This is a genomic window from Pantoea sp. UBA6567 (genome assembly GCF_002434165.1).
Classification (GTDB): Bacteria; Pseudomonadota; Gammaproteobacteria; order Enterobacterales; family Enterobacteriaceae; genus Pantoea; species Pantoea eucrina.
Map to the genome: position 1 here is coordinate 57,583 of NZ_DJJN01000004.1, position 19,844 is coordinate 77,426.

19 protein-coding genes are annotated in these 19,844 nt (G+C 58.0%); 14 read left to right on the plus strand and 5 right to left on the minus strand.

The window, feature by feature from the left end:
- Position 1 precedes the first annotated feature (1 nt).
- Positions 2-460 carry a hypothetical protein gene (locus tag B4M48_RS03715; protein ID WP_040113616.1) on the plus strand — a complete coding sequence of 153 codons (459 nt, stop codon included), beginning with the start codon at positions 2-4 and terminating at the stop codon, positions 458-460.
- A 403-nt stretch (positions 461-863) separates the two neighbouring features.
- On the opposite strand, the gene B4M48_RS03720 is transcribed toward B4M48_RS03715, so the two are convergent.
- Positions 864-1,778, minus strand: a complete 915-nt coding sequence (locus tag B4M48_RS03720; RefSeq protein ID WP_040113614.1) for a LysR family transcriptional regulator — start codon at positions 1,776-1,778, stop codon at positions 864-866.
- Between the two features lie 137 nt (positions 1,779-1,915).
- Here B4M48_RS03720 and B4M48_RS03725 point away from each other — a divergent pair, with 137 nt between their 5' ends.
- The 3 genes from B4M48_RS03725 to B4M48_RS03735 all read left to right on the plus strand — a co-directional run bounded on the left by B4M48_RS03725 (position 1,916) and on the right by B4M48_RS03735 (position 5,046).
- Positions 1,916-2,917 carry a zinc-binding alcohol dehydrogenase family protein gene (locus B4M48_RS03725; RefSeq protein ID WP_150034839.1) on the plus strand — a complete coding sequence of 334 codons (1,002 nt, stop codon included), beginning with the start codon at positions 1,916-1,918 and terminating at the stop codon, positions 2,915-2,917.
- A 218-nt stretch (positions 2,918-3,135) separates the two neighbouring features.
- Entirely contained in the window at positions 3,136-3,903 is a 768-nt protein-coding gene (locus B4M48_RS03730) for a transporter substrate-binding domain-containing protein (protein WP_071668388.1), read from the plus strand.
- Positions 3,904-3,942: 39 nt separating this feature from the next.
- A complete protein-coding gene (locus tag B4M48_RS03735) occupies positions 3,943-5,046 on the plus strand; it encodes a DUF2817 domain-containing protein (protein ID WP_040113609.1) in 1,104 nt (367 codons plus the stop codon).
- On the opposite strand, the gene B4M48_RS03740 is transcribed toward B4M48_RS03735, so the two are convergent.
- Positions 5,008-5,778 carry a 2OG-Fe(II) oxygenase family protein gene (locus B4M48_RS03740; protein WP_104085800.1) on the minus strand — a complete coding sequence of 257 codons (771 nt, stop codon included), beginning with the start codon at positions 5,776-5,778 and terminating at the stop codon, positions 5,008-5,010. The two genes, B4M48_RS03735 and B4M48_RS03740, sit on opposite strands and share 39 nt — an antisense overlap.
- A 97-nt stretch (positions 5,779-5,875) precedes the next feature.
- Here B4M48_RS03740 and B4M48_RS03745 point away from each other — a divergent pair, with 97 nt between their 5' ends.
- From B4M48_RS03745 to B4M48_RS03755, 3 genes are read left to right on the plus strand one after another with little or no spacing between them, the layout of a single operon-like run.
- Complete coding sequence (locus B4M48_RS03745; RefSeq protein ID WP_040113604.1) at positions 5,876-6,778, plus strand: LysR substrate-binding domain-containing protein; 903 nt, start codon at positions 5,876-5,878, stop codon at positions 6,776-6,778.
- Between the two features lie 56 nt (positions 6,779-6,834).
- Complete coding sequence (locus B4M48_RS03750) at positions 6,835-7,692, plus strand: AraC family transcriptional regulator (protein WP_166714212.1); 858 nt, start codon at positions 6,835-6,837, stop codon at positions 7,690-7,692.
- Between the two features lie 32 nt (positions 7,693-7,724).
- Positions 7,725-8,132 (plus strand): DUF2000 domain-containing protein, encoded by a 408-nt coding sequence (locus tag B4M48_RS03755; RefSeq protein ID WP_040113600.1) that lies wholly within the window; start codon positions 7,725-7,727, stop codon positions 8,130-8,132.
- Between the two features lie 20 nt (positions 8,133-8,152).
- Here the strand turns inward: B4M48_RS03755 and B4M48_RS03760 are convergent, their stop codons facing one another.
- Positions 8,153-9,187 carry a LacI family DNA-binding transcriptional regulator gene (locus B4M48_RS03760; RefSeq protein WP_104085801.1) on the minus strand — a complete coding sequence of 345 codons (1,035 nt, stop codon included), beginning with the start codon at positions 9,185-9,187 and terminating at the stop codon, positions 8,153-8,155.
- A 210-nt stretch (positions 9,188-9,397) separates the two neighbouring features.
- On the opposite strand from B4M48_RS03760, the gene B4M48_RS03765 reads away from it, so the two are divergent.
- From B4M48_RS03765 to B4M48_RS03785, 5 genes are all read left to right on the plus strand, one after another.
- Complete coding sequence (locus tag B4M48_RS03765) at positions 9,398-10,426, plus strand: ABC transporter substrate-binding protein (protein WP_288655985.1); 1,029 nt, start codon at positions 9,398-9,400, stop codon at positions 10,424-10,426.
- Between the two features lie 74 nt (positions 10,427-10,500).
- Complete coding sequence (locus B4M48_RS03770; RefSeq protein WP_288655988.1) at positions 10,501-12,723, plus strand: ABC transporter permease; 2,223 nt, start codon at positions 10,501-10,503, stop codon at positions 12,721-12,723.
- Complete coding sequence (locus B4M48_RS03775) at positions 12,720-13,781, plus strand: ABC transporter ATP-binding protein (protein ID WP_288655991.1); 1,062 nt, start codon at positions 12,720-12,722, stop codon at positions 13,779-13,781. Before B4M48_RS03770 ends, B4M48_RS03775 begins: the two co-directional genes overlap by 4 nt.
- Before the next feature lie 14 nt (positions 13,782-13,795).
- Positions 13,796-14,596: an inositol monophosphatase family protein gene (locus B4M48_RS03780; RefSeq protein ID WP_288655992.1), complete on the plus strand. Its 801-nt coding sequence runs from the start codon at positions 13,796-13,798 to the stop codon at positions 14,594-14,596.
- Positions 14,597-14,867: 271 nt separating this feature from the next.
- A complete protein-coding gene (locus B4M48_RS03785; RefSeq protein ID WP_040113588.1) occupies positions 14,868-15,635 on the plus strand; it encodes an N-acetylmuramoyl-L-alanine amidase in 768 nt (255 codons plus the stop codon).
- Positions 15,636-15,675: 40 nt separating this feature from the next.
- Here B4M48_RS03785 and B4M48_RS03790 read toward each other — a convergent pair whose 3' ends face one another.
- Positions 15,676-16,314 carry a LysE family translocator gene (locus B4M48_RS03790; RefSeq protein ID WP_040113586.1) on the minus strand — a complete coding sequence of 213 codons (639 nt, stop codon included), beginning with the start codon at positions 16,312-16,314 and terminating at the stop codon, positions 15,676-15,678.
- 263 nt (positions 16,315-16,577) lie between these two features.
- Between B4M48_RS03790 and B4M48_RS03795 the strand changes: the two genes are divergently transcribed.
- The gene (locus B4M48_RS03795) at positions 16,578-17,696 is read left to right on the plus strand and encodes a lactonase family protein (protein WP_288655995.1); all 1,119 of its coding nucleotides are present in this window, start codon (positions 16,578-16,580) and stop codon (positions 17,694-17,696) included.
- Between the two features lie 4 nt (positions 17,697-17,700).
- On the opposite strand, the gene B4M48_RS03800 is transcribed toward B4M48_RS03795, so the two are convergent.
- The gene (locus B4M48_RS03800; RefSeq protein WP_040113582.1) at positions 17,701-18,603 is read right to left on the minus strand and encodes a LysR family transcriptional regulator; all 903 of its coding nucleotides are present in this window, start codon (positions 18,601-18,603) and stop codon (positions 17,701-17,703) included.
- A 101-nt stretch (positions 18,604-18,704) separates the two neighbouring features.
- On the opposite strand from B4M48_RS03800, the gene B4M48_RS03805 reads away from it, so the two are divergent.
- Positions 18,705-19,772, plus strand: a complete 1,068-nt coding sequence (locus B4M48_RS03805; protein ID WP_071668378.1) for an SDR family oxidoreductase — start codon at positions 18,705-18,707, stop codon at positions 19,770-19,772.
- Positions 19,773-19,844: the final 72 nt, after the last annotated feature.

The following is a 19,844-nucleotide window of genomic DNA, read 5'->3' on the forward strand; positions in this document are numbered from 1 at the left end:
AATGCTTTCACGTTTTACACTGGCTTCTTTAACCGCTGCCTTACTGCTTACCGGCTGCGCCCGTCATCACGCTGATGAGACTGCCAGCACCGCGCCGGCAGAGGTGAGTGCTGCCGCACCGATTGAGAACAGCAACACCGACACGCCCTTTGCCAGCGGACCTACGGTAATCAACGTTTCACACCTGGTTACGCGCACGGATGATGGATCGGCAGTGTATGTTACCGTTGACGGCCAGGAAGCGGGCATGCTGAAAAAAGGTGAGAATAAAGAGATCCGCGTGGCGGCAGGCAAGCATGAAATCGGCGGCTATGTACAGACGCTGTTTGGTTTTGGCAAAGTCACCATTCCGGGCGTTGATATCACCACGGATACGGCTAAGCCGAAACATGTGGTTTATTCAGTGACCCGCCAGCGTCCGCAGTTCAGTGAAAGCAGTACGCCTCCCGATAACTCCTGATAAAGTGCGGTGCTGCAGCACCGCTCCCTCCCGCGATATTCATCTGGCTGTCTGACATCAGCTCAGCAGCGCATGAATAACATCAATGACATTGATTACCACAATAAACAGCACGATGTGTGTGAGCAGGTTGCGCGATCGGGGTCTGGAATAAGACATTATCTATCCTGAATAGTTAGCCTGACAAATATGTGCTGTGGCTTACTATTACTGATTCAGAATAAGAATACCATGCCAGGCCATCTTAAACCGGAGGCGGACAAGGGTTACGCGTCAGGAAAAGCTGACCGGCTCTGGTTTGATAGCGTAAAGGCAGCAGAGAATAGAGAGAAATCCGAACGGGATTATTCGTGATGCTGGCGCTGATAAGCGTGAGAGTAGCGGTTAACCGCTGGCTCACCCATTAATCTTTGCCCGGCAGCGACACGCTGTTTTGCAGATGCTCACGTAAGTGATGGTGCAGGGCGCGAATCGCTGGCGAGAATTGCCTGCGGTGCGGACAGATCAGATGCAGTGGCGTCGCCTCACCTTTTACCTCAGGCAGAATCAACTCCAGCCTCCCCTGATGTACATCCTCAGCCACGTCCAGCCAGGACTTATAGGCGATACCCATTCCTGCCAGCGCCCAGCGGCGTGCGACTTCCGCGTCATCACACATAAGGCGGCTTTTTACCGTGATAAGCTGCGCGCCCTCCGCCTGCGGAAAGCTCCATTTATCATATACGTGGCCTCCCATCATAAACGGCAGACAGTGATGGCGGGTGAGATCGGTCAGCGCGGCAGGCCGGCCATGTTCAATAAGATAATCGGGTGATGCGACCAGTACCCGCCGGTTATTTTCAGCCAGCGGCAGCGCAACGTAGCTGCTCTCCTCTAATTTGCCGTAGCGAATAGCGATATCTACCGGATCGCGGAAGACGTTACTGACCTGATCGGAGAGTGAAAGGCGCAGCTGCAATCCGGTATGCTGACGGCAGAAACGGGTCAGTAACGGCAGCAGGATATGCCGCCCGATATCGGATGGCATCGCAATTTTCAGTTCACCGCGCAGTTCGTCGTCATGACGCTGCAGACTCTCTGCACCTGCCTGCATCAGCGCCAGCATCTCCTGTGCAAAAGGCAGATAGCGCTCACCCTCGGCGGTCAGCCGCAGACTGCGCGTTGAGCGCGCAAACAGGCGACGATCGAGATCGCGCTCCAGCCGCTGAATTGCCGCGCTGACCTGACCCGGCAGCAGGTTTGCTTCGCGCGCGGCACGGGAGAAGCTGCCCAGCGCAGCTGAGCGGACAAACAGCGTAATATCTTCGAGACGAACCATGACGTTTTTACCTGGCAAACCGGATTTTCACTCTACGAGTGAAAGTCTTCCCCTGCAACGTCGATTTTTCCATGCGCCATTGCCCGCTATGCTTGATGGGCATTCAGAAAATCTGTCAATCACCATGGAGATAAGGCATGAAAGCCATTGTTTATAGTCAGAACGGCTTACCCATTTCGGATGAAAATGCGCTGTATGACGCTGACGTTGCCAAACCCCAGCCGGGCGCCCGCGATCTGCTGGTCAAAATCAATGCCATTGCGGTGAATCCGGTCGACACCAAAGTACGTAAAGGCGCCGCCACTGAGCAGCCGCGCATTCTGGGCTGGGATGCCGTCGGTGTGGTAGAGGCGGTGGGTGAAGCGGTTAGGCTGTTCCGGCCGGGCGATGAGGTGTTTTATGCCGGCGATATCAGTCGGGCCGGCAGCTACGCAGAGTATGGTCTGGTGGATGAGCGCATCGCCGGCCACAAACCGCGCTCCCTGAGCGATGCCGATGCGGCTGCGCTGCCGCTGACGTCACTCACCGCATGGGAGCTGCTGTTTGACCGTCTTGAGGTGCAGGCGGATGAGAACGCAGCGCTGCTGATTGTGGGCGCGGGCGGGGGAGTGGGTTCTATTCTCACCCAGCTGGCACGCAAACTCACCGGGCTGACAATTATCGGTACGGCATCCCGTCCTGAGACTGAAGAGTGGGTGCAGCAGCAGGGCGCGCATCACGTTATCAATCATCACCAGCCGCTGGCGGAGCAGCTGCGTGCGCTCGGCATCGACACGGTGAAGTATGTTGCGTCGCTTACCCATACTGACAGCTACTATACGCAGCTGATTGAGGTGCTGGCGCCGCAGGGTAAGCTGGCGCTGATTGACGATCCGGAGACGCTGGATGCCATGCCGCTCAAGCGTAAAGCGATCTCATTACACTGGGAGCTGATGTTTACGCGCTCGCTGTTTGAAACGCCGGATATGCAGCGCCAGCATGAGATTCTGCAGCGTATCAGCCAGCTGATTGATGATGGCACCCTGCAGACCACCGCCGGGGAGCATCTCGGCAGCATCAATGCTGCTAACCTGCGCAAAGCGCATGCGCTGATCGAGAGCGGACGCGCGCGCGGCAAGCTGGTGCTTAGCGGTTTCTGATAACGTGATTCACCCGGCACGGAGCGGCCGCTTCGTGCCGGGTTTCAGTCAGGAAAACGTCACCCGCCGCCTTAAGTTAATCTGATGGCCGTCGTAATTTTCGCTAACCCCCTAACTATTATAAGAATTTGCTCTGCAAATCGCGGCTGCCGCTCTGGCTGAATGCTGCGGGTCATGATATGACTGCTCTCTGTGCTTTCAGCCTTCCGGAGAGAATTATGTATAAGCGAATTTCACTGGCTCTGCTGCTCTCGTACTGCGCTATTCAGTCAGCCGCGGCGCAACAGACGCTGCGTTTTGGCGTCGATCCCACCTTTCCCCCTTTTGAATCCAAAGCCAGCGATGGCTCGCTGCAGGGGTTTGACATCGATCTCGGCAACGCCATTTGTGCCCAGGCCAAAGTGAGTTGCAAATGGGTTCAGATTGGCTTTGATGGCTCTATTCCGGCGCTGCAGGCAAAGAAGTTTGACGCGATTTTGTCAGCCATGTCGATGACGGAGAAACGACGCGAGCAGGTTGCATTCAGCGATATGCTTTATGTCACCCCCAGCGCGCTCATCACCCCGGCTGACAGCGCCCTGACTGATGACATCGCCACGCTGCGCGGTAAAAACATCGGCGTAGCGCAGGGGACTATTCAGGAAACCTACGCGCAGACTTACTGGGCACCCAAAGGCGTCAGCGTGGTCTCCTATCCCAACCAGATGGAGATTTATCCCGATCTCGTTGCCGGACGCCTTGATGGCACGCTGGCGAATGCGGTGTCTGCCGATCAGGGCTTCCTGAATACCGCAGAAGGAAAGAAATATGTGAATAAAGTGACCCTGACCGATAAAGCTGTATTAGGTAACGGCGTGGGAATCGGGCTGCGCAAAGATGATGTCGCAAATCTTAAACTGATTAATGCGGCCCTGGCAGAACTGCACCGCAACGGTACCTACGATCGCCTGGCGCAGAAGTATTTCAAATATAAAGTTTATCCCTGATCGGGATGTGTGAATCCGTTATCTGCCAGCAGGAGAATTATGCGTAACCTGACCGATTACCGCACGCAACGGGCCCGCTTCCTGGCTGCCGTTGAGCATAAAAAAGGGGCGCTGCACACCTGGCAGCATCCGTTATGCGGTCCGGCCGGTGAAGCGCTGTTTACCGATCTTGCCGTGATTGGCAACCCGCACGCCTCGCGCGTCATGCTGATTATCTCCGGCACGCACGGCGTGGAGGGATATTACGGGTCGGATAATCAGATAGAGTGGCTGAAAGATCTGGATGCGGCCCGCTTACCGGCAGAGTGTGCTGTGATGCTGATTCATCTGCTGAACCCGTGGGGAGCGGCGCATCTGCGGCGCGTCAATGAAGAGAATATCGATCTGAACCGCAATTTTATTCCGTTCAGCGCGCCGCTGCCGGATAACGCTGACTATGCACGCTATCACGCGTTTTATCACGGCGAGCGGGCAGAGGCGGATCGGCTGCTGGCTGCCGCGCTGCAGCGCGACGGCTGGCCGGCGATCAAGCGGGTGGTGGAGGCCGGACAGTATCAGCACGCTGATGGCCTGTTTTATGGCGGAGAGCACGCCACCTGGTCGCAGCGGACGCTGCAGAAGATCGTAACCGGCCATCTGCTGCGGGCAGAACAGATCCTGAGTTTCGATCTGCATACCGGCGCAGGCGCATGGGGACATCCGATGCTGCTGGGCATTGCGCAGAAGCGGGTTCCTGCGCACGCCTGGGGACGCGAGCTGTATGGTGAATGGCTGACGCTGATCGATACCGGCAGCGGGCAGGAGAGCGCCACCGGCATCACGGCAACGGCCACCGGTTACGTCTCGCAGTTTCTGCTGGATCAGCTGCCGCACGGTGCCATCCTGCCGCTGGTGGTGGAGTGTGGCACTTACGCAGGTGAAGAGATGCACCGGCGGGTGCGGGACGATCACTGGCTGCACTTAGAGGGTGATGTGCAGAGTGCGGCCGGGCAGGCCCTCAAACAGCAGCTGGTTGAGGGATTCTGGCCACAGGACCGCGACTGGCGTGAGCTGACGGCATTCCGCACGCAGCAAATTTTCCGGCGCGGCTGGCAGGCGCTGCTGTCACAGCCGGCCGTAAAACGTCATGCGGGCGGTCTCTGACAGCGCAATTCCCGGCTGCGTATTGTAAGCGAGCACCGCCAGCATGCGGGTGATATCACCTTCGGTCGGCGTCACGCGATGAAGCGAATTGCGTCCGCGAAACAGCACCAGATCGCCCGCCTCAATCGCCAGCGCATCCGGCGTGCAGGCTTCATTGAGCACAGCGGCGACGCCGTCGTAGTTCATCTCGCCCGCGTCAGCATCGCGCAGATCGCGCACGTATTGGAATATGCCGCCCGCCTGCGGCTTCTGCAGCAGCAGAGTAATGGCAAAGGAGGAGTTGTCGAAATGCCAGCCCAGCTCCTGCCCCTGTGCGGCATAGTGCAGGTTGATTGACGAGAGCGGATCGGCATAAGGATAGAGGGCGCTCTCGTTCAGCACCTCGCAGAGAAACTGTTTAAACAGCGTATCGTTGTACAGCTGACGCAGCGGTGAGTCGTGAGCAATCGCCTCATCGGTAATACAGCCTTTGGTGCTGATGACATCGCGGTTACGGGGATGATCTGCGCTCAATGTCTCGTCTGTTTTCAGCAGATAGACGTTATGGTTGCTGCGCGTATGCCAGGCAAGATGGCGCTGCGCGTTCCCTTCTGTAATGATAGCCTGCAGCGCTGCCGGCTGCAGAAACTGCCGCAGCACCAGGGCGCCGTGTTGTTCCAGCTGCGCGCGACACTGCGCGCGCCAGTCAGCGTCCGCCAGAGGATGCAGGTCAAAACGTATTAATCCAGACATAGTGCGTTTCCCGGTAGCAACAGTGTCATAAAACTCTACGTTGCTGCGGCGGGAATGCGTAACGATAAATCATTACTTCCCTGCTAAGGAAACGTTAATGTCCGTCAGTGCTTCGCGTCTGCCAAAGATCAGCCTTATTCTCGCGTTCAAAGCTGCTGCAGAGCTGGGCAGTCTTGCAAAAGCAGCCGCGCACCTGGCGCTGACGCCGGCGGCGATCAGCCAGCAGATCCGCCAGCTGGAGACGCTGCTGGGTCACGCTCTGTTTGTGCGCACGCAAAACGGGGTCATGCTGACAGAGAGCGGCCGGGCCTATCTGCGCTATGTTTCAGAAGCGTTTGATATCCTGCGGATGGGACAGCTCAGTCTGCGCCAGGCGGCCAGCCGGCCTGCGCTGACTCTGTACGCACTGCCGGCGCTGGCGTCAAAGTGGCTGATGCCGCAGCTGAACCACTGGCGCGCGTGCTGTCCCGCGAGCGACCTCTGCCTGCATGGCACCCATGCACAGGTCGATTTCAGCGCCACGCCGGCTGATTTCGCTATCGTATTCGGTGACGATCGCTATCCGCAGCTGGAGAAACAGCGGCTGTTTCATGACGAGGTGCTGCCGGTAGCCAGCCCGGCGCTGCTGCAGCGCTTCCCGCGCGATCGGCTATTTAACCAGGCGCCGCTGATCCATCTCGACTGGGGCAATGAGGGGCGTTTTCTGCCGGACTGGCAAAGCTGGCTGCAGGCGCGCGGCCACGGCGAACCCGCGCAGCAGCCCGCTTTCACCTTTAACCTCACGTCGCTGGCGATAGATGCTGCGGTTGCGGGGGCCGGGCTGCTGCTGGGCCAGCGGCGTCTTATTGCCGCTGAGCTGGCGCGGGGCGATCTGGCGATCGCAGATAGCTTCAGCCTGCCGCTCAGTAAGCCCTACTATCTCGCCTGGCCGCAGCGCACGCTGCAGCAGCCCGACGCCCGGGCGCTGATAGAGTGGCTCACTGCGCTTGCGGCCGCCTGATTTTACCCGCACGCTGTAGCCAGATAATCTGCACCGCTGCCGGAAGGGACGAGACTATGTCAGAAAATAAAGATTGGGTTGAGCTGCGACGCGACCAGGAGACCGGCATTGAGAGTATCAACGCCCACTTCAGCGGTCACGCTTACGACGCACACGATCACGATGAGCTGCTGGTCGGGGTGACCCGGCAGGGACTGCAGCGCTTTAACTGCCGTCGCGCACTGCATACCAGCACCCCCGGCCGCGTCATTCTTATTGAACCGGGCGCGGTGCATGATGGCCACGCGCCGGAGGCTGCGGGTTTTACCTATGTCATGCTTTACCTGCCGCAGCCGTGGGTGGCTGACATGATGCAGCAGCGCGGACAGGGAGATATCGCCCGGATCGGCGGCGCATTCCGGCATACGCTGACGGATGACGTGCAGCTTGCCCGCGCCACGGAAGAGGCGTGGTATGCCATTCACCAGCGCGAAGGGCGTCTGGCGCGCGATCAGACGCTGGAGCAGTTGATAACGCTTCTGTCGCGGCATCTTGAGCGGCGTCCGGAGCGACCTGATACGGTGGCACAGCGTCAGATGCTGCTGCTGCGCGACTATTTGCATGATTTTATGGCGCAGGATGTCGGACTCGACGAGCTTTCACGCCTGGCCGGGCTGGATCGCTTTCGCCTGACGCGCCAGTTCCGGCAGGCGTTTGGTCAGACGCCGCACGCTTATCTGGTACGCCTGCGGCTGCGCGCGGCGCGCGCGCTGCTGGCGCAGGGCGTGGCACCGGTTGAAGTCGCTGCCCGCACCGGGTTTGCCGATCAGAGTCATCTCGGCCGCTGGTTCCGGCGCGCCTGGCATATGACGCCGGCGGCCTATCAGCGGGCGTGCACAAACGTTCTATACGGCGCACCGCCGCATCAGGAATGATAGCCTTTTCCGTCTGAAGAGAGCGTTATGCCATGTCTGACACCAAAATTGCCCTGATCGTACGCGATGATTTAGCCACCTGGCAGCGTCTGAACGTGGTGGCGTTTATCGCTACCGGCCTTGCCGCCGGGGCACCGGAGATGCTGGGGGAACCCTACATCGATGCGCAGGGACGTCACTATGGCCGGATCGCCGGACAGCCGATGCGGGTGTTTTCCGGCAATCTCGCTGGCCTGCAGCGCGCGCATCGCCAGGGGCTGGAGCGTGAACTGACGCTGATACCCTATGTAGAAGCGATGTTTTCTACCGGCAACGACGCGGCTAACCGCGAGGTGTTTCTGGCAGAAAACGCGCAGGAGATGAATCTGGTTGGCCTGGCGCTTTTTGGTCCGAAAAAAGCGGTCGACAAAGCGATCAAAGGGCTGGCGCTGCATGAGTAGTCAGCCCGGCTGACGCGGCGTCATCCGCCGCGCACCGAGCCGCGCCAGATCACCTCTGCCTGATAAAGACGCGACGCGGGCGGCTCTCCATCCGTACCGGAGGCGTCATGCTCGCCCGATTCCGTGGCGCTAAGCCAGGCCACGGCGTCACGTGCAAACTGCTCTACTGGCTGTGCAAAGGTTGTCAGGTTATAGGACGCCCAGCCCGCCTGCGCAATGTTGTCATAGCCGAACAGGCAGAGATCGTCTGGCACCCGTAGCCGGAAGCGGTGACGCGCTTCATCCATCACGCCGCAGGCGATAAGGTCTGTCACGCAAAATATCGCATCAGGCCGCTGCGCGCGCGTCAGCAGACGGTGTGCCAGAATCTGTCCGCTTTCATATGAGGTTGTACCAAATCTCTCAACGGTAACGTGCAGGCCAGCGTCTTGCGCAACGGCCAGAAACGCCGCTTCACGCTTCTGCAGGCTGGGCGTGCCGGCCAGCGAGTTAGCAAAGGCAAGATGGCGGCAGCCTGCGCGCTGAAAGGCCATAACGGCGGTTTCAGCAGCGCTTTGCGCGTCCAGATGAATGCTGAGCGAGCCTGGCAGCGTTTCATCGCGGTTAATCAGAATGATGCGCTGTCCGTGCCGGTAGCACTGGGCGGTGATGGCACGGTCCGGCATGCCTGACAGGATAATCGAGGCGTCGGCGCGGAAATTGATCGCCTGCAGCAGCGCGGCCGACACGCTGCTGTCAGAGCGATCGGTATTGATCACCATCGCCACTTTGCCCGCCTCCTGCAAAAATTGTGTCAGCCAGCGCACCAGCGTCGCGCGGTAGGGCGTGGCGATCTCTGAGACAATCAGACAGACAATGCCGCTGCGGTTACGCACCAGGCCGCGTGCCAGATGATTTACGTGATACCCCAGCTCTTCTGCGGCTTTCATTACTCTGGCCCGCGTAGCGGCAGAGACGCTGGCACCCGGCGTAAAAGCACGTGAAACGGCTGACCGGGAGACTCCGGCCCGCGCTGCCACATCCTGCGCGCTGACGCCCGCTTTATCGTTATGCATGGTTACATCCTCAACTCCCGTCGCTTAACTGAGTCTGCCGCAAATTGCAAAGCTGTGCAAATTATCCTTCGGCTTAAATGTTGCATTTTTGTGACGCAGGCAGTCAATTGCAGAGTACGGCGTTTGACAGCCTATTTTCTGTCCGTTACTAATTTGCACACACGTGCAAATAACAATTAATGCGCACCCTCTGCCCGACAGGAGACTACTATGCGAACCCTATCCCTTGCCGTTGCTCTCACCCTCTCAGCGGCTGGCCTGCCGATAACCGCCTCAGCTGCAGGCAATCTTAATATGATCTGTTCAGCGGATGTCGTGGTGTGCGAACAGATGACGCGTATTTTCAGCCAGAGCCATTCTGACATCAAAGTGAGCATGGTGCGGCTGTCAGCCGGTGAAGCCTACGCTCGTCTGCGCAGTGAAGCGCGTAATCCGCGTACCGATATCTGGTGGGCCGGCACCGGCGATCCGCATATGCAGGCGGCGGCGGAAGGACTGACGCAGGTCTACAAATCACCGCTGCTCGATCAGCAGCAGCCGTGGGCACAGAAACAGGCGGAAAATGCCGGTTATCGCACCGTGGGGATCTATGCGGGGGCGCTGGGCTGGGGATACAACACGAAACTGCTGGCAGAGAAAAAACTGAAAGAACCTACCTGCTGGGCGGACCTGCTTGACCCGGCCTTTAAAGGCGAAATTCAGATCGCTAATCCGAATTCATCCGGCACGGCATACAACACGCTGGCCACGCTGGTGCAGATTATGGGTGAGGACAAGGCTTTTGATTATCTGAAAAAACTCAATGCCAATATCTCACAATATACCAAATCGGGTTCGGCACCGGTGAAAGCCGCAGCGCGCGGTGAAGCGACGGTCGGTATTGTGTTTATGCACGATGCCGTCGCCATGCAGGTTGATGGATTCCCGATAAAAACCGTTGCGCCGTGTGAAGGCACCGGCTACGAAATCGGCTCGATGTCAATTGTGAAAGGCGCACGCAATCTGGCCAATGCCAAAGTCTGGTATGACTGGGCGCTCAGCGCAGAAGCGCAGTCGCATATGAAAGAGGCGAAGTCATTCCAGCTGCCCTCTAACCGCACTGCGGAAATCTCAGAATATGCGCCGCGTTTTGAGAACATCAAACTGATCGATTACGACTTTAAAACCTATGGCGATACGGCCAAACGTAAAGCGCTGCTCGGCCGCTGGGATAAAGAGATCGGCTCTGGCGCGCAGTAAGCCCATCTATGCAGACAGATATTCCGGGCTGGTGCAGATCGCGCCAGCCCGCTCCCTCCCGTTCGAGGTGTTATATGAATGCACATAATCGCCGTCTGACAGGCGCTCTGCTATCGGGGGCCGTAGCGCTGGCGCTGCTGCCCTGGTACAGCCTGGAAGCGGGTTTTTTTGATACCGGCTGGATCCTGTCGCTCTGGCGTGATGAGGCCAGCGCGCCGGCGCTGTGGCAGCTCGCGGCACATCCGTGGCTGTGGGGCGCGCTGACGCTCTGGCTGTTATGCGGTGTCAGTGGCCTGCTGCCGGGCAGACAGCGCAGCGCGCTGCTGCTGTTATTCAGCGCGCTGGGGATTCTGTTTCTGGTGATTGAGGGCCATGCCATTGGCTACAGCGGCTGGAGCTGGCTGTGGCTGGAGAATCAGTTTGGCACGCTGGAACAGGGGCAGCCTGCAATGGGAGCTGGCGCAATTTTACTGCTGACCACCTTTCTGCTGCTTTTCGCCTTTGCGCTGGCCGAGCGCGGCGTGCTGAGAGGGGATGCGTTTGTTGTGGCGGCGCTGGTGCTGATCACCGCGCTGGTCAGCGTATTTGTGCTCTATCCGGTGCTGAGTATGTTTGTGGTCTCCGTACAGGATGTTGACGGCAGCTTTCAGCCCGATGGCCTGTTAGCTAACCTGCAGGATCCCTCAATCTGGAGCCTCTCCTGTCTGGCGGGCGGCAGCTGCGGGACAGCCTGGCGCACGCTCTGGCTGGCGCTGATGACGGCGACCGGCTCCACGCTGCTGGGGCTCGCTTTCGCGCTCGCCGCCACGCGCACGCCGCTGCCCTGTAAAAAAGCGCTGCGCATGCTGACCATTCTGCCCATTATCACGCCACCGTTTGTTATCGGACTGGCGCTGATCCTGCTGTTTGGCCGTTCGGGAGTGGTGACAGAACATCTGGCCGCGCTGTTTGGCATAGAGCCCGGTCGCTGGCTCTATGGCCTGACCGGGATCTGGATCGCGCAGGTGCTCTCTTTTACACCCATCGCTTTTCTGGTGCTGATTGGCGTAGCCGAGGGCGTCAGCCCCTCGCTGGAAGAGGCATCGCAGACGCTGCGTGCCGATCGCTGGCGCACCTTCAGCCGCGTTTCGCTGCCGCTGATGGCGCCGGGCCTGGCAAACGCCTTTCTGATCAGCTTCATCGAAAGCATGGCCGATTTCGGCAACCCGATGGTGCTGGGTGGCAGCCACGGCGTGCTCTCGACAGAAATTTTCTTCTCGGTGGTAGGCGCCCAGAACGATCCGAGCCGCGCGGCGGTGCTGGCGATGATCCTGCTCTGCTTCACGCTGGCGGCCTTTGTGCTGCAGCGCCTGTGGCTGGGGGGCAAAAACTTTGCCACCGTAACCGGCAAAGGGGATGGTGGCCAGCACAGCCAGCTGCCGCGGCTGCTGCGCGGCGGCGTCTATGGGCTGGTGATCCCGTGGGGCCTCTTTACCCTGGTGGTCTACGGCATGATTCTGGTCGGAGGTTTTGTGCAGTCGTGGGGCCTGAACAGTGCGCTGACGGTTGAGCACTACGTGCGCGCTTTCCGCGTGAGCATCAGCGACGGACACCTGCTGTGGAGCGGGGTGGCATGGAACTCCTTCTGGACCACGCTGGAGATAGCGCTGCTCGCCGCGCCGCTCACCGCAATTGTCGGGCTGCTGACCGCCTGGCTGATTGTGCGCCAGAAGTTTGCCGGGCGGCAGACGTTTGAGTTTCTGCTGATGCTGAGCTTTGCCATTCCCGGTACGGTTATCGGCGTGAGCTATGTTATGGCTTATAACCTGCCGCCGCTGGAGATCACCGGGACGGCGATGATCCTGATCGCCTGTTTTGTCTTCCGTAATATGCCGGTGGGCGTGCGCGGCGGCATTGCCGCCATGAGCCAGCTCGATAAAAGTCTGGATGAAGCGTCGCTGACGCTGGGTGCCAGCAGTTTCCGCACGCTGCGCAAAGTGGTACTGCCCCTGCTGAAACCGGCCATCAGCGCCGCGCTGGTCTACGCCTTTGTGCGCGCGATTACCTCTATCAGCGCCGTGATTTTCCTTGTCAGCGCGCAGTACAACATGGCGACGTCCTACATCGTTGGCCTGGTGGAGAACGGAGAATATGGTGTGGCTATCGCGTACTCCACCGTACTGATCTTTGTCATGCTGCTGATTATTGGCCTGTTCCAGTGGCTGGTGGGTGAGCGCCGGCTGCGCCGCGTGGCGCGCCCGGTAGATGTCGCCGCTCCGCCCGTTGCTCCATCCTTAACCCAGGAGAGTGCTGTATGAGTGCCATCAAAGCAGGTTCCGTTGTATTTGAACACGTCACTAAGCGTTTTGCCGGGTTTAACGCGCTGCCGGATCTCTCGCTCATCGTGGAGCCGGGTACGCTGGTAACGCTGCTGGGTCCTTCCGGCTGCGGTAAAACCACGACGCTGCGCCTGCTCGCCGGGCTGGAACATCCTACCTCCGGACGGATACTGATTGGCGGGAAAGACGTCACCCATCTGCCCGCTAACGAACGCGATGTGGCCATGGTTTTTCAAAGCTACGCGCTGTTCCCCCATATGAGCGCGCTGGAAAATATCATGTACGGGCTGCAGTCGTCCGGGATGACGAAGCGTGAGGCGCAGGATCGCGCGCGTGAAGGCCTGAAACTGGTAGGACTGGAGAGTCAGGGACAGCGTCTGCCTTCAGAATTGTCAGGTGGCCAGCAGCAGCGCATTGCGGTGGCGCGCGCGCTGGTGCTGGAGCCGCAGGTGCTATTGCTGGATGAGCCGCTTTCTAACCTGGATGAACGGCTGCGTCGCCGGGTGCGGACCGATATCCGTGATTTGCAGCAGCGGCTTGGCTTTACGGCAGTGTATGTCACGCACGATCAGGAGGAGGCGCTGGCGGTATCCGACAAAATTATTGTCATGAAAGAGGGAGATATCGCTCAGCAGGGCGCGCCGGAAGCGCTCTATCGCAGTCCGGCCTCCGAGTTTATTGCCGATTTTATGGGAGAGGCGAATATCCTGCCGTGTGAAGTTGAAGAGGTCGCAGAGAGTGAGGCGCTGATTCGGCTGGGAAATCAGCGCTATCGCGTGCCGGACAACGGCGTCCTCGCCGGCACCGCCCGTCTCTCCGTGCGCCCGCAGTTTATTACGCTCAGCACTCACCGCGCCGGGGCGCTGACGGGGGAGATCACGCACTGCACCTGGTTGGGCGACCATATCGAATATGAAGTGACCACTGAGCTGGGCGCCTTGTTTATCGTCGATGCACAGATGGAGCAGCAGCTGCCGCTGGCGGCACGGGTCGGCGTCGATTTCAAACCACAGGGGCTGGCTCTGATTGCCGGCTGACAAGAGGAAGCGTCATGAATGAGACAGTAAGCAGTGCGCTACAGGCGCGACGGGAGCTGGCTGAGCAGGTTGCGCGGGCGGGGGGGGAAAAGGCTCTGGCCTGGTTCCGGCAGCGCGATTCGCTGGTGGTGGAAACAAAATACGATCTGCAGGATGTGGTCTCACGCGCCGATCGTGAAGTTGAGCAGCTGATAGCAGAGCAGATCCGCCTCCGGTTTCCGCAGGATGGTTTTCTGGGAGAGGAGTATGGCCTGCAGCCTGGTTCGTCAGGTTATACCTGGGTGGTTGACCCTATCGATGGCACCAGCCCGTTTCTGAACGGTATGCCTAACTGGTGCGTGTCGGTGGCCGTACTGCACGAGGGGATACCGGTGGTTGGCATTATTTATGCGCCGGTTTATGAAGAGTGTTATGCCGCCTCCCTCGGCGCTGGCGCCACGCTGAATGGCACAACACTGCAGGTTGATCCCGCACGCACTTTGCAGAATCACGTTACAGGTTTTGGTGCAAACAGCCACGTCAGCCCGGAAGAGGTGGGCAGGCTGCTCGCGTCGCTGCTGGCGGCGGGCGGCAACTTTATCCGTATTGGCTCAGGCGCTCTGATGCTGGCCTGGGTCGCTGCAGGACGGGTGGTAGGCTATTTTGAACCCTATATGCACGCCTGGGATTGTCTGGCGGGATATTGTCTGGTGAAAGAGGCGGGAGGCTGGTATCACCCGTTTAATACCGAAGGCGATCGCCTGCTGAAAGGCGCTCAGGTGCTGGCAGTGGCGCCAGGCGCTGAAACCGAGCTCAGGCAGATTGCCGGCGTGTAACTACCGTTAGCGGATGCAAATTATTGCATCCGTTTTTTAACGTAACCGGAACGCTGGTATGCCAGCATACTGCATCAGTAAATATCCGATTCATCAGGCTATTTTTTATTAAAAAAAATATAACAAGAAAATATAGCGTAAAGGCGTGAAATAGCGCTTAAAAAACTCCGTAATTAAAATTGTATAAATTTGTCATCGCAAACCTTCGTTTTATTTTTGTTTAATATAGGTGCTATAAAAATGATTTCTCTTACACGAAAAGGAGAATATCATGATTAAAATTGATTATAACAGCTATCGTTCTGTAAAAGGCTTTAACCGCCGCGTACGCTTTCTTATTATGCATTACACTGCATTAAATTTTAACGGTTCAGTGAATGCGCTAACGGGCGCTTCCGTCAGCGCCCACTATCTGGTCCCGGATTTTACAGACAAAACGTATATCGACGCCGGATTTACCGATGAACGTATATTTAACCTGGTGGATGAGCACGAGCGCGCATGGCATGCCGGCGTCAGCACATGGGCCGGACGAACAAATATTAATGACTCATCCATCGGCATAGAAATTGTTAATGAGGCTAAAAGTAGCAGTGAAGGATTTATTTTTCCTCCTTATCCCGACAGTCAAATCGAGGCGATAATTTCTCTGGCATATAATATTCTGCAGCGTTATCCCGATATTACACCTACGCAGGTAGTAGGGCACAGCGATATTGCTCCGGGTCGCAAAAGCGATCCGGGCGCAAGCTTTCCGTGGCAGCGATTATATGAAGCGGGCGTGGGTGCCTGGTATGATGAAAGTACGAAACAGATGTATAGGGAGCGTTTTGCTGCCGGATTGCCGGATAAAAATGAAATTATCAGCAAATTTAAAACATATGGCTATAACACGCAGGAGGCTGCATCCGCTCACGGCTATCGTGTGCTGGTCAGGGCGTTTCAGCTGCATTTTCGTCAGCAGGATTATGCGGGCGTAATGGATGCAGAAACGGCCGCAATCCTCTATGCGCTGGTAGATAAATATTTTGCTGGCTAACAGGCGCTGCTCTGCCGCACAGATAGCGGCAGAGCACGCTTCAGGATATGACAAACTCCTGATACCCGGAGTAGATCACATACACCGCGAAATAGCTGAAAATCAGCGCTGAGGCGAGATAAGAGAGCCTCAGCAGCTTCCCACCCAGCATTTTGCCGCCCAGCGCGCCGGTCAGGCAAATCACGCCGCTCCAGAGCAAACCTGCAATAAAGAAGCCGCTCAGGAATTCTGCCGTGGCGCCTGCTCCCTGGTTACCCATACGCGCAATCAGCGCGCCGCCCACGCTGGCAAACCAGAGAATGGCGGTAGGCGATGACATTGCCAGCACCACTCCGCGCCGGAATTCCCGTGACAGCGGCTGTCGGGGCGCGGTTTCAGCTGCCGGCATGGCAACAGACTTTATCAGCGCGGCGTAAAGCATACGCCCGGCAAACCCGATCAGTAGCAGGCCACCGCCAATCCATAATGCCCAGCGCACAGGCGCAAATTGCAGCACCATAGCCATACCCGCCAGCGCCAGCAGGGCATAGATCAAATCGCCAATGCAGGTGCCGACACCCAGCCAGAAACCCTGCAGAAAACCGCGCTGCATCGCCAGGGTCAGCATGGCGATATTGGCAAGACCAATATCGAGACATAAGGAGAGGCTAAGCAAAAATCCATTTGAAAACGGCAACATAGATCCGACCCGGGCAGTAAAAAAGCTATTAAATCATCTCTGGCAGGCAGTGTTAATCGCAGAATCAGATTGTTGACTAACTCCTATAGACGGCTTGCAGAATCGTTGCCAGATTGCCCGTTTCCTGACTACGCTGTATCACACCTCTGGTCTGCAGGATAAACATAACGATGTCTATACCTTTCAAACCCGCTGCGTCTGGCGCATTGACGCCGCTTTCCGTAGCACTGTCACTGGCTCTTTTTACTTTTGGGGGAAATGTAATGGCAAAAAATAGCGAAGATCAAATCGCCCTGGTGGGCACCTGGACCAGCGTGCCTGATGCTCCGGCGGCTGAAAAACCGGCGCAGCCAAGCGAGGGGCTCTACCGGCTGAAGCTGAACCGTGACGGCACGCTTACTCCGCTGGATGTGGTGAAGATGAAGAGTCCGTCATGGCTGGTGAAATCTGCCGACGGGCGTTTTCTCTATACCACCAACGAAGAGAAGGCGGGCAGCGTAACCGCACTGTCGGTTGCGGCTGATGGCACCGTAAAAGTGATCAACACGATAACCAGCCACGGCGATGAGCCAACACACGCCACGCTCAGCCCCGATGGCCGCTATCTGCTGGTCGCCAACTATTCCGGTAATAAAGGCGGTGCAGGCATTGCCGTACTGCCGGTGAACCAGGATGGATCGCTGGGTGCGCCGGTGCAGCACTTTCCGTTTGCTGAAGGCAGCGGCGTCGTGGACGAGCGTCAGGAGAGCGGACATGCTCATTCAGTCACGTTTACGCCGGATGGAAAGACGCTTTATGCCGCTGACCTGGGGGGTGACAAGCTTTATGCTTATCGCTACGACGCGCATTCAGCCACGCCGCTGCAGCCGGATCCGGCACGCGACATGACCTTTTCACCCGGTGCCGGGCCGCGTCATATGGTATTTTCAGCCGATGGTCACTACGCCTGGGTCATTGCAGAAATGGCGGCGGTGGTCGAAACCTGGCGGTTTACGGGAGAAAAACCGGAACGCATTGCGAGTACGGACATAGCGCCCGATAACGCTACGGCGGATCAGAGAAGCGGCGGCGCAATCATGCTCAGCCCGCAGGGCAAATTTCTGATTGTGTCCAACCGCGGTTCGCATAACCATCTGCTGGTATTCCGGATTGGGCGTGACGGCAAACCGGAGGCGCCCGTACGCTACCCGGCAGGCGGCATTGAGCCGCGGGCGTTATCTTTTGACGCCACCGGCCGCTATCTGTACGTGACCAATGTCTTCACTAACGCCATTTCGCTGTTTTCTTTCGACGAAGAGAGCGGCGAGCTGGAGGCGAAAGGGAAGGCGGCAGAAATTGCCACGCCAACTGATATCAAATTTGTGACCACAGAACGTCCCTGAGCGGCTAACGGATAGGCAACTGTTCAAGCGCCGTCAGCAGCGCATCAACTTTCGGTAACAGCTGCTTGCGGCGCGGCCAGATCAGCGACAGCGCAAAGCCGTCTGGCTGCTGCTGTGGGAGAATAATTTCGAGCTCGCCACGCTGCAGCGGCCCGGCGATGAGCCAGGAGGGCATCTGCGCCACGCCTAATCCGGCACAGACTGCCTGCACCTGTGCATCCACATCGCCCAGCGCCATACGATGCGGGACATTACGCCAGTAAGCGTGCCCCTCTGCGGTAGTCAGCAGCCAGGGCTTGGTGGTGCCATCAACCCGTTCATACATTACCGCCGGATGCAGCAGCAGCTCATTTTCCGTTGCGGGATAGCCGTGATGTGCCAGATAGTCCGGCGCTGCGCAAAATACCATACGTTCACGCCCGAGATGACGGCAGCCCAGTGACGCGGGCAGATCCGGCGAGCCGCCGATGCGCACGGCCAGATCGATTCCCTCCTCAAACAGATCGATAAAGCGATCGGAAAACGTCAGGCTTAGCTCCACTTCCGCGTGCTGCTGGCAAAAAGCGATCAGCAGCGGCATCACCGCCAGCCGGCCGTAGGTGCTGGGCAGGGCCAGTCGCAGGCGCCCTGACGGGATCGTTCGCTGCGCGGCCAGTACCGATTCCGCTTCGGCCAGCTCCTCCATGACGCGCAGGCAGGTCTGATAGTAGGCGCTGCCGGCATCGGTCAGCTTCAGACTGCGCGTGGTGCGCTCCAGCAGGCGTGAGCCGAGACGCGTTTCCAGCCGGGTAACGCTTTTACTGATCGCTGAACCGGTCAGATGCAGCCGCTGCGCCGCCGCAGCAAAGCTGCCGCATTCCACGCTGGCAACAAAAGGAACAATATCTTTCAGGCGATGATCGTGCATCTATTCATGAACTCAATTCAGAAATGAAGTGAATTTTTACCAGAGATAAGAACTGATTTCTCTATTAGGCTAAATATTAATAAACCGACGGGAGGATAATGATGAAAAAACAGGCACTCATTGTAGGGATCAGTGGCGTTATCGGACGTGCGCTGGCAGAACAGCTGCAGAAAGAGGGCTGGGACGTTACCGGCTTATCGCGCGGACGTGGTGCAGTACCGGATGGCTGCCGTAGCCTGACTGCTGACCTTACCGACAGCGACGCGGTACGCGATGCGCTGGCGCAGGAAAAACCCGATGCGCTGTTTTTCAGCGTCTGGGCACGTCAGGAAAATGAGAAAGAGAACATTCGCGTTAATGGCGGCATGGTGCGTAACGTCATTGAGGCGCTGGGCGAACGGCTGCAGGGTGCTCACGTGGCGCTGGTAACCGGCCTTAAGCACTATCTGGGGCCTTTTGAAGCCTATGGTAAAGGAGCCGTACCGGTTACGCCGTTCCGCGAAGAGCAGGGCCGCCAGCCGGTAGATAACTTCTATTATGCTCAGGAGGATGAGCTGTTTGCCGGGGCCGAAAAATATGATTATCGCTGGAGCGTGCACCGTCCGCACACCATCGTCGGCTTTGCACTGGGTAATGCGATGAATATGGGCCAGACGCTGGCCGTCTATGCCACCCTGTGCCGTGAGAAAGGCTGGCCGTTTATCTTCCCCGGCTCGCCTGAGCAGTGGAATGGTTTGGTCGATGTGACGGATGCTGGTTTGCTGGCTGAGCAGCTGGTCTGGGCGGCTACAGCAGAAGGCGCAGCGAATCAGGACTTTAACGCAGTAAACGGCGACGTTTTCCGCTGGAACTGGATGTGGCCGCAGCTGGCAGCCTATTTTGGTATCGAAGCTGCAGACTTGCCGGCTCAGACGCTGCCGCTGGAAGAGAGAATGCAGGAGGCGGCTGAAATCTGGCAGGAGATCGCTGCACGCTATCAGTTACGTGAGGCGGATATCAGTAAGCTGGCGTCATGGTGGCATACCGATGCCGATCTCGGTCGCCCGATGGAAGTGTTTACAGATATGAGCAAAAGCCGCAAAGCAGGTTTTACCGGCTATCGTTCGTCCGTTGACTCTTTTATCCAGCTGTTCGATCGCCTCAAAGCGGAAAATATCATCCCGCGCTGATGCACTCAGGTTCTGCCGCCGCCTCTGGCGAGCGGCAGACGTTGCGCATAAACGCTATTTTTTACCGCACTG

Excerpts from the sequence above, each read along its gene's own strand:
- B4M48_RS03795 (WP_288655995.1), top strand. The coding sequence starts at position 16,578 with ATGGCAAAAAATAGCGAAGATCAAATCGCCCTGGTGGGCACCTGGACC.
- B4M48_RS03775 (WP_288655991.1), top strand. The coding sequence starts at position 12,720 with ATGAGTGCCATCAAAGCAGGTTCCGTTGTATTTGAACACGTCACTAAG.
- B4M48_RS03765 (WP_288655985.1), top strand. The coding sequence starts at position 9,398 with ATGCGAACCCTATCCCTTGCCGTTGCTCTCACCCTCTCAGCGGCTGGC.
- B4M48_RS03745 (WP_040113604.1), top strand. The coding sequence starts at position 5,876 with ATGTCCGTCAGTGCTTCGCGTCTGCCAAAGATCAGCCTTATTCTCGCG.
- B4M48_RS03730 (WP_071668388.1), top strand. The coding sequence starts at position 3,136 with ATGTATAAGCGAATTTCACTGGCTCTGCTGCTCTCGTACTGCGCTATT.
- B4M48_RS03800 (WP_040113582.1), bottom strand. The coding sequence starts at position 18,603 with ATGCACGATCATCGCCTGAAAGATATTGTTCCTTTTGTTGCCAGCGTG.
- B4M48_RS03740 (WP_104085800.1), bottom strand. The coding sequence starts at position 5,778 with ATGTCTGGATTAATACGTTTTGACCTGCATCCTCTGGCGGACGCTGAC.
- B4M48_RS03715 (WP_040113616.1), top strand. The coding sequence starts at position 2 with ATGCTTTCACGTTTTACACTGGCTTCTTTAACCGCTGCCTTACTGCTT.
- B4M48_RS03780 (WP_288655992.1), top strand. The coding sequence starts at position 13,796 with ATGAATGAGACAGTAAGCAGTGCGCTACAGGCGCGACGGGAGCTGGCT.
- B4M48_RS03770 (WP_288655988.1), top strand. The coding sequence starts at position 10,501 with ATGAATGCACATAATCGCCGTCTGACAGGCGCTCTGCTATCGGGGGCC.
- B4M48_RS03735 (WP_040113609.1), top strand. The coding sequence starts at position 3,943 with ATGCGTAACCTGACCGATTACCGCACGCAACGGGCCCGCTTCCTGGCT.
- B4M48_RS03720 (WP_040113614.1), bottom strand. The coding sequence starts at position 1,778 with ATGGTTCGTCTCGAAGATATTACGCTGTTTGTCCGCTCAGCTGCGCTG.
- B4M48_RS03750 (WP_166714212.1), top strand. The coding sequence starts at position 6,835 with ATGTCAGAAAATAAAGATTGGGTTGAGCTGCGACGCGACCAGGAGACC.
- B4M48_RS03790 (WP_040113586.1), bottom strand. The coding sequence starts at position 16,314 with ATGTTGCCGTTTTCAAATGGATTTTTGCTTAGCCTCTCCTTATGTCTC.
- B4M48_RS03755 (WP_040113600.1), top strand. The coding sequence starts at position 7,725 with ATGTCTGACACCAAAATTGCCCTGATCGTACGCGATGATTTAGCCACC.
- B4M48_RS03760 (WP_104085801.1), bottom strand. The coding sequence starts at position 9,187 with ATGCATAACGATAAAGCGGGCGTCAGCGCGCAGGATGTGGCAGCGCGG.
- B4M48_RS03725 (WP_150034839.1), top strand. The coding sequence starts at position 1,916 with ATGAAAGCCATTGTTTATAGTCAGAACGGCTTACCCATTTCGGATGAA.
- B4M48_RS03785 (WP_040113588.1), top strand. The coding sequence starts at position 14,868 with ATGATTAAAATTGATTATAACAGCTATCGTTCTGTAAAAGGCTTTAAC.
- B4M48_RS03805 (WP_071668378.1), top strand. The coding sequence starts at position 18,705 with ATGAAAAAACAGGCACTCATTGTAGGGATCAGTGGCGTTATCGGACGT.